This is a genomic window from Leuconostoc sp. DB-1, assembly GCF_013414845.1.
GTDB lineage: Bacteria > Bacillota > Bacilli > Lactobacillales > Lactobacillaceae > Leuconostoc > Leuconostoc mesenteroides.
In genome coordinates this window covers 774,441-787,714 of record NZ_JABFNJ010000001.1, presented here as the reverse complement: position 1 = coordinate 787,714, position 13,274 = coordinate 774,441, and the positions used below count along the sequence as shown (strand labels likewise).

General features: G+C 38.3%; 11 protein-coding genes and 2 pseudogenes. All 13 read right to left on the bottom strand.

Annotation, left to right across the window (positions count from 1 at the left end; translation table 11 throughout):
* Positions 1-26: 26 nt before the first annotated feature.
* Positions 27-293, bottom strand: coding sequence for a hypothetical protein (locus HFP47_RS03690; protein WP_011679752.1), 267 nt, complete (start codon positions 291-293; stop codon positions 27-29).
* A gap of 6 nt (positions 294-299) precedes the next feature.
* Complete coding sequence (locus HFP47_RS10610; protein WP_011679751.1) at positions 300-425, bottom strand: hypothetical protein; 126 nt, start codon at positions 423-425, stop codon at positions 300-302.
* A gap of 474 nt (positions 426-899) precedes the next feature.
* A complete protein-coding gene (gene pgmB / locus HFP47_RS03685) occupies positions 900-1,571 on the bottom strand; it encodes a beta-phosphoglucomutase (protein ID WP_179876049.1) in 672 nt (223 codons plus the stop codon).
* On the bottom strand, positions 1,564-2,556 hold the full coding sequence (locus HFP47_RS03680) for an aldose epimerase family protein (RefSeq protein WP_179876048.1): 993 nt from the start codon (positions 2,554-2,556) through the stop codon (positions 1,564-1,566). The genes pgmB and HFP47_RS03680 overlap by 8 nt, the downstream gene beginning before the upstream one ends.
* A 56-nt stretch (positions 2,557-2,612) precedes the next feature.
* Positions 2,613-4,871, bottom strand: coding sequence for a glycoside hydrolase family 65 protein (locus tag HFP47_RS03675; protein ID WP_179876047.1), 2,259 nt, complete (start codon positions 4,869-4,871; stop codon positions 2,613-2,615).
* Positions 4,872-4,965: 94 nt separating this feature from the next.
* Entirely contained in the window at positions 4,966-6,318 is a 1,353-nt protein-coding gene (locus HFP47_RS03670; RefSeq protein ID WP_011679747.1) for an SLC45 family MFS transporter, read from the bottom strand.
* A gap of 765 nt (positions 6,319-7,083) precedes the next feature.
* Positions 7,084-7,131 carry a hypothetical protein gene (locus tag HFP47_RS10605; RefSeq protein ID WP_232684068.1) on the bottom strand — a complete coding sequence of 16 codons (48 nt, stop codon included), beginning with the start codon at positions 7,129-7,131 and terminating at the stop codon, positions 7,084-7,086.
* 38 nt (positions 7,132-7,169) lie between these two features.
* Positions 7,170-7,403, bottom strand: a pseudogene (locus tag HFP47_RS03660) (transcriptional regulator); the annotation flags it as partial.
* 309 nt (positions 7,404-7,712) lie between these two features.
* On the bottom strand, positions 7,713-8,528 hold the full coding sequence (locus HFP47_RS03655) for an IS3 family transposase (protein ID WP_373562333.1): 816 nt from the start codon (positions 8,526-8,528) through the stop codon (positions 7,713-7,715).
* Positions 8,529-9,376: 848 nt separating this feature from the next.
* Positions 9,377-10,308, bottom strand: a pseudogene (locus tag HFP47_RS03645) (phosphoglycerate dehydrogenase).
* Positions 10,309-10,357: 49 nt separating this feature from the next.
* Positions 10,358-11,530 carry a pyridoxal phosphate-dependent aminotransferase gene (locus HFP47_RS03640; protein WP_011679745.1) on the bottom strand — a complete coding sequence of 391 codons (1,173 nt, stop codon included), beginning with the start codon at positions 11,528-11,530 and terminating at the stop codon, positions 10,358-10,360.
* Positions 11,524-12,558, bottom strand: coding sequence for a biotin-dependent carboxyltransferase family protein (locus tag HFP47_RS03635; RefSeq protein WP_179876045.1), 1,035 nt, complete (start codon positions 12,556-12,558; stop codon positions 11,524-11,526). The genes HFP47_RS03640 and HFP47_RS03635 overlap by 7 nt, the downstream gene beginning before the upstream one ends.
* Positions 12,555-13,271, bottom strand: a complete 717-nt coding sequence (pxpB, locus tag HFP47_RS03630) for a 5-oxoprolinase subunit PxpB (protein WP_011679743.1) — start codon at positions 13,269-13,271, stop codon at positions 12,555-12,557. Before pxpB ends, HFP47_RS03635 begins: the two co-directional genes overlap by 4 nt.
* Between the last annotated feature and the right edge of the window lie 3 nt (positions 13,272-13,274).

The following is a 13,274-nucleotide window of genomic DNA, read 5'->3' as shown; positions in this document are numbered from 1 at the left end:
CTTTCCCAAGTATTGGCATTGCGCCATCAATCTTTTGATTTTGTCAACATATTACTATTTGATGAATATGTGTCAAAATTTTTTTCCTTGGGGCTAGGCGCTTGTTTAGACTGATTTACTTTACTTTGTTGATTTTGCTTATTAAATTGCCTTCGCAATTCAACTAGATTTTTATCAATATCTCTTAAAGAAGTATCTTCAATTTGTTCCAAATGTTTGTAAAGCTGATTAGCTAAACGCTTGCGGAACTCATCCTCTTTGTTGTCAGAACATTTTCGCTGACTTTTATTCATGACGCCCTAATCATCGGTATTAAAGGCATCAAATTCCTGTGCTAATAATTTGAAACTAATAAATTCTTCTTTCAAATCGCTTTTGAACACGTCATCCAGTAAAGCATTGGCTAACTGATTAGCTTTTACCATCTTGCATTTCTACCAATTAGTTATGTGTTCCCAACTTGTCAACGTCATTTGAGATGGAATTTTGGTTTTAAAAATTGATATACCATGCAATGGCTGCTTGGACTTCAGTTCATGTTTTGTATGCTTCCAAAATATATGGGAATCCCCAACCTTTCACGACTGCAATTGGCTCAGCAGTATTCGATTACTAAATGGTGCAAAAGGTGTTGGCATTTCTGTCTCTGAGAATCTATCAATTGTGATCATCGATTGGACAGAATTAACCCAATTAGCACGTCCTATTTTAGCACCTGTGCAGTAAAAATTTACACAGATGGATGAATTAGCTATTACGGCTCTCGTTGATCACATACAACACCGCATACCGTAACTTTTACCGATATCACACTCAAGCAGGGCAATACGGTGGCAAATGTTAATTAAAACAACAAAAGAGTGTCAGTGTTTTTATGTACTGACACTCTTTTTAGTTATCTATTGCATTTTAGCTTCAATATTTGCTAAGGTCACTTCTGAAGTAGACTCAAAATTCAAGTCCGCTCCTGACAAAACATCTGCGTTACCAATGGCTAGTGATGTCTCACCTGCGCCATTGATTGAGACAATACCAGCAGCTGAATCTTCCAATCCAATAACATTTTCTGGATTTAAATGTAAGACTTCCGCAGCACGAACGAAGATTTCAGGATCAGGTTTTCCCTTTGTCAAAGTGGCGGGATCAACAATGCCAACAAAATACTTGGTCAATCCCAAATGATCTAGAATCATTGGTGCGTTTTTAGAAGCTGATGCCACCGACATTGTATAGCCGGCTGCCTTAGCTGATTGAATGAGATCTTTCATGCCAGGTAAAATATCATCTTCAGTCAATGTTGAAATGAGTTGTTGGTAATGATGATTTTTCTTTTCTGCTAATGCTTCTTTATCTGCTTGAGAAAAATCATCGGCATGATCCCCAGCATCCAAAATCATTTGCAAGGAAGCCATGCGACTGATGCCCTTCAAACCTTCAGCCAATTCTGATGTCCAAGTTGTGCCAACCTCATCAGCTGTTTGATGCCAAGCTTCGCCATGGAAACGCGCCGTATCAGCAATAACCCCATCTAAATCAAAGGCAAAACCTTTAATATCTGAAAATTTAGTCATTTTTATTTATCCTCATTTTTTTAATTTGGTAAGTTACGGTATAAGTTTTTGTTTCGTTTGCTGGCAAAACAATATCACCAAAACCTTCATGATTAACCGCATCAGGTAAAGTCTGCATCTCAATAGCAAGCGCTGTTTTAATGTCACTGCTATCGTCAGGATTGGCAGTGAATACAACAACACCATTGCGATCTGAATCCACTGTCAAGGTCAAACTTTCATCGGGTGAAGTTAGTCCTACACCTTCCCCTTGACGGCTTGGATCTAATACCCAAGCATCATCATAATGCTCTTGTCCCAAGGCGTGCAAATGCGCAAAATCAAATTTTGTATTTTGATTATCAAGCACGTTACCGGTTGGAATCGCGTGATTATCAACTTCAAGATGTTGATGTGACGCAATTTGTAATTTATGCTGACTGATATCTTGATCCTTACCAACTAAATTAAAGTAGACGTGCGTCATTGGGTTGAACAATGTATTTTCAGTTGAAACGCCACTAAATATAATATCTAGACGATCCTCATCGTCCAATCGATAGGTTACTTGGGCAGCTAATTGTCCGGCGAATTCATCATCAAAAGTACGTGTGAAATTAATTTCCGCTGCTGTACCCAAATTTCTTGCTTCACCGTGCCAATTAACCGCATCAAAGCCATTGATGCCAGAATGTAAAACATTGTCATGATCATTTGGTGTTAATGTAAAATGTGCCCCATTAATATCATAGTCAGTTTTTGATAATCGGCCACCAACGCGACCAATTGTGTTTCCAAAATGGAATGGATTATCTAAATACGTGGCTAAATCATTAAATTGTACTAATAATTCTTGTTTGACACCATCATGTTCAACGGAAAATGACTGCCAAGTTGCTCCGTACGAAATCGCAGTAATCTGTGTGTGTTTAATATTTTCTAGGGTAAACGCCGTCACGATTTTTCCGTCAGGTAATTGTCCAAAATCCTTCTCTACTACTTTCATGATATCCTTTCCTGCTATACAGCAAATGAGCGATTTCTCGCTCATCATCAGGCTTATTACTTTGTCAATTCGACATCTTGTCCTAATAGGTCAATAACTAATGGTTCACCTGAAATCAAGTCAACATGTGCACCTTGACCATCAACTGACACTTCCAAAACATGACCTCGGAATACCAAACGGAAAGCATATTTTGTCCAATTCTTTGGCAAGAATGGCTTCAAGTGGAGTTTACCATCACGCACACGCATGCCGGCAAATCCTTGCACAATCGCTAACCATGAACCTGTCATAGCGGTTATATGCAAACCATCTGACGTATCATTATTATAATTATCTAAGTCCAAACGGGCCGCACGTTCGTACATTTCAACTGCTTTATCTTCCATTTGTAAGTCAGCAGCCAAAATTGAGTGAACAGATGGCGACAATGATGACTCATGCACTGTCAATGGTTCATAGAATTCAAAGTTGTTACGCTTTTCTTCTTCTGTAAACGCGTCTGGGAAATAGAACATGGCATGTAATGTATCAGATTGCTTAATATATGGTGAGCGCAAAATGCGATCCCATGACCAGTTTTGGTTAATTGGACGAATATCTTGTGGCATATCAGCGATTGGAGTCAAATCTTTATCCAAGAATGTATCGTGTTGAACAAAGATATGCTTTTTACCTGTCTTGGTTTCAACATCAGCCTCTGGCAAATACATTTTATCAACAATTTCTTGCCACTTTGCTAATTCTTCATCTGTCAAAGCCAACTTAGCTTTTTCATCAGCATTAATTTCATCGTAGTGTTCAAGTGAGTATTGCAAAACCCACTTAGCCATCCAATTTGTATAGAAATTGTTATTAACATTGTTTTCGTACTCGTTGGGACCCGTGACACCATGAATCATGTACTTATCGTTTCGGGCAGAATAGTGGACACGATCTGCCCAGAAGCGGGCGATATTATACAAAACTTGTGCGCCATCACCGTCAAGCCATGAGTGATCTCCCGTGATGTTGGTATAATTATAAATCGCATAAGCAATTGTCGAATTACGGTGAATTTCTTCAAAAGTAATTTCCCACTCGTTGTGTGACTCAATACCATCAAAGGTCACCATTGGGTACAAAGCACCTTTTAAGCCTTGTTCTTTGGCATTGTGGAATGCACCATCCAACTGATCAAAACGATATTGTAGCAATGAACGGGTCACAGACGGATCAGCAACACCAAGGTAAACAGGAATGGCAAATGCTTCGGTGTCCCAATACGTGGCACCACCGTACTTCTCGCCAGTGAAACCTTTTGGTCCGATATTCAAGCGTGGATCATTACCATAGTAAGTTGAGAATAACTGGAATAGGTTGAAGCGAATACCTTGCTGCGCCGCATCATCTCCTTCAATTTGAACATCAGCTTTTTCCCAACGATTAGCCCATTCTTGTGCATGTGCTGTGTATATGTCGTCGTATGTTTGTGCGGCAAGATCCGCAGTTAGTGTTTCACCTGCTTTAATCACTTGAGCTAGGCTATCATAATCACGCGAAGTTGTCACAATCACGCGCTTTTCAAAACTAACTGAACCTTTAGCTGGTACTTCAATGTCAAAGTTATCAGTCACTTCTTTTTCAGAGCGGTTCACACCATGCTTTTCACCGCCAACAAAGCTCTGACGGGCAACAACTGTAAATTGTGGCACACCAAACGGATTTTCAATTGTTTGCGTAGCGATAAATGATGAATTAGTGTCATTACCTGCGTCCAAAACTTGCCAAAACTTTTCATCATAATTTGAATCTTCATTGACAACGTCAGCATCAATACTAGCATCAAAACGAATTTTGTGCGCTTGACCATCAGCAGATGACAACTCATAGTGAATATCTGCCAGTTCATTCAATGCTGCTGAAACTAAGCGCGTGATTTTAAACGTCACGCCAAACACAGTAAATGTTCGATTCAAAACACCATTTTTCATATTCAATGATACTTCAAAATCAGTCACATCATTCTTAGCTAAATCAACTTGATTGCCATCAACGTAAATGTCTGCCTTGACATAGTTTAGCGCATTGATAGCTTTTCCAAAGTAAAGTGGATAACCATTTTTCCACCAACCGACACGTGTTTTATCTGGGAACCAAACACCACCAACGTAAATTCCTTGATGTGTGTCACCGGAATAGACTTCTTCGAACATGCCACGCATGCCCATGTATTCGTTGCCCAAACTCGTCATAGATTCTTGGAGACGTTTATCTTTGGGATTCAAATCATGTGATGTAACTGTCCAAGGATCAACTTCAAAAATTCGTTTCATAAGACTTTCTACCTCTTCAATTTTTCTAATGCTTAGCTTCAGCGCTAATATCTACGACGATCGATCGCACATATTAACGCCGAAGCGTTAGCCATTATTGTGCATCTACTGGATTACTGTGAATTTCATTGATAAACCCAACACTAACAGCACCAATTAACATTAAGATTCCGGATACTAAGATCATTGATGGGAAATGTGAACCAAGTGCTGGGAATAGTGCAAAACTAGCAACTGAGGCTACAATTTGTGGCAAGCAAATTGAACCGTTAAACAATCCTAGATAAGTCCCCATGTGATCACCGGGTAATGCGTTGGTTACCATAATGAATGGGTATGCCATCATACCTGCCCATGAAATACCGATTAAAATAAATGAGCCAATCAACAAATACTGTGAATGAATAAAGAACACTGATGTGAACCCAATTGCCCCCAAAAATAGTGACAAAGCATAACCTGTTTTGTTTTTGTTTGCTGGAATCTTTGATAATACTAACGACCACACAACGGCTGCAATAGCATAAACCGCTGACATGATACCAAACCAGTTTCCACCATTTTGGTAACCGGCCGTTGTTGGATCAGTTGCATGGAAAATATTGTCTGCCACAGCACCAGTACCGTAGGTCCACAAATATTGGAATGCCATCCAGCAGAAGAACTGAGTCAAAGTAACCATCCAAAATGTTTTTGGCGCGCGCTTTAACAAAGTCAAGAAGCCACCTTCACCATCATTTGGTGTATTCAAAGCATAGCCATGATATAGCTCATAAGTGGCATCATCGTATTCTTTCACGTTAAAGACTGCAATCAGTGAAAAGACAACTAAGACTAACGCACCAACATAGAATGAAATAATTACAGATGCTGGCACTTGACCTTTAGGCGCTGTGTTAGCAACACCAATCGCTGTCAGCAAGAATGGGAAAATGGTTGCCAACACAGATCCTGTATTAGATAAGAAACTTTGAATTGAGTATGCGTATGACTTTTGGTCTTCATTAACCATGTCACCCACAACCATCTTGAAGGGTTGCATTGCAACATTAGAACTCAAATCCATGAACAAAATTGTGATTGCTCCAAACCACAAACCAGCAGTAGTTGAAAAACCAAAACTACCTGAATTAGGCAACAAGAACATCACAATAACTGACACAAGAGCGCCAACCAATAGGTAAGGCATTCGACGACCAAAGCGTTTTGTCCAAGTGCGATCTGAAAAATAACCAACTAGTGGTTGAACAAACAACCCTGCCAATGGTGGTAGGATGAAGAAAAATCCTAACTTAGTGGGATCAGCACCCAAGGTCTGAAAAATACGTCCCATTTGGGAACTCTGCAATGAAAATGCCATCTGCACGCCCAAAAATCCAAAACTCAGCATCCAAATGGTGCTTAGCGGCAGGTTTGGCAAACCCTGCCCTTTTTTCTTATCTACCATCATTAATTCCTCCAAAATTTTTTTGAAACATAACTGATTTGCTCTAATCATGCACCATTTATATGAACAATTCGTGATGAAACTGTTTTTTTTTGAAATCAGGAACATGTTCTGAACACCAATATATGTAACCGTTTACGTTTTATAGTATAGAACATTGGGATAATCAATGGAAGCGTTTGCACAATGTTAACGATAACATTATGCAAATTTGTTGTTTATCGAACAGCTATAGCTGCTGAAATGCTGGTATTTCCTAATTCTATCGTTTTTTGATTCAATTTAAGAAATAATTTGTGCGACAATTTTTTCAACAATTAAGACAAACGCTTGTCTTATGGGTGTTTAATTTCGGCTGAACCGCACTTAGCACAACAAGTGCAATCTAATCGCTCGCACGGATAATCGTAGTCGGCAATTAGAAATTGTGCATTAAGTTCAATACTAATCTAACGATAAAACAATATAATAAATATCACGATATCCCTGCCGGCACATATATTCAGTCGTTTATTCAATGCCTGCTCGATTATTCACGTCAATAGATTGTGTCTCTGCCGTAATATCTAAGCTAATTTTCAGTGTCTAACCTTTTTGTTGTAAATTATAGCTAATCGAATCAATAATTCGGTTCAACTGTTGTAACATCTTCTAAAAGTAAGAAACGAATGACATAATGGCGTTGGTTGACTAATGACCGTACGACTTGATTTGGCAGATAGTCAACGGTCTTTTTTTTATTGCATGTTGTACTCGCACCATCAGTTAAGGTGATACTTGATCTGGATGATTAATTACATGGCTAAGTGTCATTTTTGAGACATGCGCCTTTCGTGCAATATTATTTTAATTCACCACGTCTCATCACAAAATTCAGGTAAACGGTACGGCACAATCACGCTTGTTGCCTTAGTTTGCTCCAGGACAGAGCGCTGATCGTTAAACAATAATCGAACCGCTTCACTGCCCAAACTACGTGGCAACACATCAACTGAATAGAAATCCTTACCACCAAGTCGTGCATATTCAGAACGATTAAAAGCTATCGTTGGAAATTTTGGATGTGTGGGTAAATGAGCTTGGGCGCTGATGTCAAGATTATGGACAGGTTTTTTCGGCACCGAGAGGTGCCGGACTCCGAAAATTTTTCAAAACCCGGATTTCAGCTTAAAACGGCGTGATTTCTGGGTGTTTTTGTAGGTGGAACAGGGCTTAGCCCTGCCGGTGAGAGAAAACGGGTGGTATAGATTGTGAATCAGCCGGATTTCACAAGTTGTATCGTGCAACAAATAGGCCTTCACAAGGCGAATTTTTGAAATTCACAAGTGACGGCTTATAAACGGCGTCGTACCAGCTAGTGCCGAAAACCGAGATTAAGTAAACCAAACATTGGTCTAGGCGGCTTGAAGCCATTCAGTGCGTGAATTAATACGTTCGTTGTTGTACCAGTTCACATGCCATTCGACAGATGCCCTGACATCATCAATGGTTCTGTATTCTTCGTGATAAATCAGCTCACGCTTGATGAGCGAATGAAAGCTCTCGATACGTGCGTTGTCGTAAGGATGCCCCTTACGCGAGTAAGAATGATCTATCCCAGCGTTTTGCAACGTTCCTTCGAACAGACTTGAAGTGTACTGGCTTCCCATGTCGCTGTGAATCATCTTTGGTTTACCGTTGGCTCTTAGAGCTTTCACGACAACAGATGTTGCGAATTCCTTGGTCATCTCTGAACTCAGTCCATATGAGACAACACGGCGTTTTTCTGGGTCATAGACCGTCGCCAGGTAAACCCAGTTTCTATTCATCAGCTGGATGTACGTGATGTCAGTCGTTAGAACGCCACTCAAATCATCCAAATTCTTCATGAGATTGGGCTTTTGTGGTGTGTCAGTGGTCGTCGTCGGCTTCTTATATGACTTCCTGACCATGCGAGATTTAAGGCTAATCTCATTCATGAGCTCCCAAACCAAACGATCACCAACTTCAGTGTTCAAAATGAACCGTAAAAATGCGGCGATGCGTCGGTAGCCATAGATCCCACGATTGGTGTTGTAGACGGCTTTGATTGCCGTTTTTAGAGCGTTGCGACGCGTCTCTTGTTGGCTGGGATGCCAATTTTTCCATTGATAATAAGTGCTTCGAGCTATATTCAAAGCTGATAAAACGCTTGTTATGCGGTGTCCCATTGCGAGCGAACGGTCAATGATTTCCAGTCCTAACTCGCGATTTTGCGTTAGTTGTACTTCGAAAGTAACACCGCGGCTCGTTTTAAAATCTCAAGTTCTTCGCGAAGTTTGTCGTTTTCCTTTTGTAATGCGTTTACATCAGCTTGCGTCCATTTTTCGCCGTCCACTTCGTGGACCGCGTACAACTTGACCTAGTTACGGATTGAGTCGACCGAAGGTCCGTATTCAGCGGATAGATCAGTATATGAACGGCCTTGATTGTGCATCTCAACAAGAGACTGCTTAAATTCTTTTTTGTATCGAATCATATTAAAAAATGCTCCTATGCTATTAGTTTACAGGGCAGAAGAAAATCTGTCCGTAAATCTAGCATAAGAGCAGGATTATTACACCACATTGTTCAAGTCGACTGACAAAGAAACAAGTGTGAAAGTTAATTTTGAGTAATCATATATTACTTAATTATGGTTAATTTAAAACGTCTAACATTTTTTGCTAGACGTTTTTTAGTTAACAGCTTTTCATGATTTGTAATCAATTCCCAAGAGAAACGATTTTCTGACAATATAGAACTTAAATTATAGTTAGTGAAATATTGGTATTATACTTAATATGGAGTAGAGTATCTGAATTTTACTGTTTTAGTTTCAAATAAAAATAAATAATCAGGATTTTGATCATGAATTGTTGAGTTGATAATTTGATTTTCATTCGACTTCAATGTCCTTGAAAATTATACAAAAAGTTGAATCCTTACTTTTCACTCTTGAACTAAAAACATGAACGATTCTTTTTCACAGGTACTGCAGATTTTTTAATTAAGTATTTCGTTTTAATTTTATAATATGTTTTTTGCATCTAAACTAGGACTAATTATTTACTTGATGTTTTGGTTGACTTCCATTTAATACCCGTGTAATTTTTTTAGCTGCTTCGAGGGCAACGTTTTCTTTTGCTTCTCGCGATTGTCCTGCAACATGTGGGGTAAGAAATACATTAGGCAGACTATACAATGGATTTTGTGCACTCACAGGCTCATTTTCAGTAACGTCCAAGCCTGCTCCAAAAATTTGATTATTTATTAACGCACTATATAATGCATCTTCATCAATAAGCTGACCACGCCCGACATTGATCAAGACGGCATTTTTTTCATTAGTTTTAGCGTAGCAGAGTTAATCATGTGTGTTGTTTCATGTGTTGCAGGTAATGCTAAAACAATATAATCTGCTTTTTCGTATATTTCAACTAATGAAGCCATTTCACCATTGCCTATTACGTATTTATGTCTCGCATTTACGAGAATTTTTACATTGAAACCGCTTAAAAGACGAGCAATTTTCCGCCCAATGTTCCCATACCCAATAATGCCAACAATTTTGTGAGATAGTTCGTATCCAAAACTATTACCTGTTGAAAGAGCTAAACTTTTGGTATTAGAATTGATTAGTTTTGAGGCAAATTGACGTCCGGACATTAATAAAAACATCAAAGCAGTCTCGGCCACTGAGCTAGCATTTGCACCAGGTGTGTTTGTGACAACGATTCCACGCTGAGTTGCAGCACTAAGACTGACATTATCATAACCAACTCCATGCCTCGCTATAATTTTCAAATTTGGCATTTTATTCATTGTATTATCATCAAATTTAATTGGCATTAATAATACTGCTTCAACCTCAGGATTCTCATCAAAACAATTATCAGTTTCTTGATTATTTTCAAGCACTTGAAGTCCTTGTTGTATTAAAAAGGTTTTGGCTATTTCATCTACTTGTGAAGCCACTAAAACTTTTTTCATTTTTTCTTCCACTCAATTTATAAACCTTGATGGTTTTAATAATTTATCTTTAGCTAAAAAAGTGTTTTAATCGTTTAACCGCTTCAATTAATTCGGCTTCTGATTTGGCATAACTTAATCGAAGGTAACCGGGCATTCCAAATCCCTCACCCGAAGGAATAGCTAGTTTTTCCTCAGATAGCAGTGCCATTGAGATTTCGTTGGTATTTTTAAAATTATTCTTTTTCATAAATTTACTATCAATTTTGAAAAAAATATAAAATGATCCAGATGGTTTAAAAGGTATGCTGATATTATCAATTTCAGACAAATCCCGATACAAAAAATTTAGTCTACTTTCAAACGATTTTCTCATTGTTTCGACACTTTTTTGTTGCCCGTTCAATGCTTCAATTGCTGCATACTGTGCTACTACAGTTGGATTTGAGGTCAAGTGTCCTAATATTTTAGTCATTGCATGCGTTATAGAAACATCAGCAATTGCCCAACCAATACGCCATCCAGTCATCGCATATGCTTTAGAAACGCCATTAATAATAATCATTTTACTGTTTACAAGAGATTCTAGTGACAATCCAGAATGAAATACTGTGTCGCCATAAACTAATTTGCCATAAATTTCATCTAGAATTAGATATACGTCATTAGTCTTTGTCCACGAAATAATTGATTCTAATTCATTCTTTGAGTAAACAGCGCCACTTGGGTTGTTGGGTGTATTTAGTATAACTACTTTAGGCTTTTCTTCTAATTTGTTAAGAACATCTATTGTTAACTTGAATTGTGGATCAGAAGAAACAATAGCTTTAAAAGATCCCCCGGCTAATTTGACCTGTTCTGAATAGCTAACCCAAAAAGGGGCAGAAGTTATAACTAGGTCTCCGGGATCAACTAATATTTGCATCAATGCATACAGGGCAAGTTTTGCGCCAGTCGTAATCACAACTTGATCGGTTAATAAGGAAACATTGTAATCTCTTTTTGCTGCAGCGACCACAGCATTTTTGAGTTCAACTAATCCATTTGTAGCTGTATAGGAATCAGTCAGGTGATCTTTGATAGCAATCCGTGCCGCTCTGCCAATATTGTCAGGTGTATTAAAATCTGGCTCACCTTGACTTAAATTAACGACATCAATGCCATCAGCAATCATGTCCTTAGCTTTTTTTCCCATTGCCAACGTTGGAGACGCTTCTAAACTGTCGACTCGTTTTGCTAACATTCTTTCGTGTCCTTTCTAAAAAAACGTTTGATTTTATTCGCCATGGTTCGAGTATGTAATAAAATTTCCCATGGCTTCGATTTATAGATACCTTGTACTACCTCAGCTCTCTCCGCTGAAGCCAACCAAGCATCATTTAATGACACCTTTTCAAAATGTATTGGTTTATGTTGTGGCCATTGCGCAAGTGTACCTAAATCACTAATGATAACCTTAGCAATGACAGGATATCCTCCATGAGTAGCGCGATCCGCTAATAAAACAATTGGTTGCCCGTCGCGAGATATTTGAATTGCGCCATTCATATTGGCTTCTGACAATAAATTTTCTGGTTTAAAAATAATCATTGGCCCTTCTATGCGGTATCCCATACGGTCAATATGCTTGCCTAAGTGAAATGGTTTATTTAATAGTTTTTGCCATTCATCCTCCGAAAACCAGTCATATTCAGGACCGGGCACAATTCGAATTTTCTTTGTCTTAATTAAACTAATTAGGTTTAATGGCATTTTTGGTAATAGCTTCACAGTATTGTAATTAAAAGCCTGAGACGCGTCTAAAATATTCAATACATCACCACTTTTTAATCTTTTTCCATTAAAACCACCCAAATTAACGGCCAAAGTAGTCGCATGCGATCCCATAACTTTTGGCACCTGAATACCACCAGCAACACTCAAATATACAAATCGTCCTTCTATAATTTGCGTAAAGTCCAATACGTCATTTTCATTGACTAAAATTGGAATATCCTGACTCACCCTAGCATCATTTAGCTTTGCATTTACACGTGCACCAGTTATAGCTACAATAGTGCTACTCGAAAATTTTACCTTACCCCCAGTTACGCCAAACTCAATACTAGCAGGTTTATCTGTCGATTTATTACCCACAAGTGCGTTACCAATCTGATAAGAAAAAATGTCCATAACGCCAGAATTCAAAAACCCTTCACCCTGGTGACCTATTCTACCATCATCTTGAACCGTCGCTAGCATTCCAGGTGTTATGATTTTTATAGTATTCATAGCGTTTTCTCCTTAGAAACAAAATCATCAAAATGCGTACCTTTCAATTTTTGGAATTCAAGCTTATCTATTGCATAAAACTTCATCCTGTCTCCAGCATGAAGTTTTATTTCAGGTCGATTCGAATCAAACATAACTAATGGTGTTTGACCAATAATCTGCCAACCGCCCGGAGAGTCAACAGGATAATATCCTGTTTGTTCCCCACCAATAGCAATAGAACCAGCAGGAATTCTTAGTCTTGGTGTATTTTTACGAGGTGTATGAAGCTTTGCATCTAAGCCACCAAGATATGCAAAACCGGGTAAAAATCCTAACATATAAATTCTATATGCTTGTGCCGTATGAAGATGAATTACTTCTTCTAGAGATAACCCATGATATTTAGCAACCTCTAGCAAATCTAATCCCACTTCATCATTATAAAGTACAGGTATATCATAGTGTCTTCCGTTTTTATCAACTATTTCACCATCCATTTTGTTTAATTGCTTTTCTAAAAAATGCTTAAATGATGCAATATCTAGAACAAGTGGATCAAAAACAAATGTAACTTCTCGATAAGCGGGTATAATATCCACCAACCCATTTATATGTTGCCTCTCTACTAATTTAGCTATCGATAGTACTTGATTGCTAATTTTTTCTGAAACAACATTTTCAAATACAACGTTAATACTTGTGTCACCAGAAAAAATAACTTTTGAATTCATTTA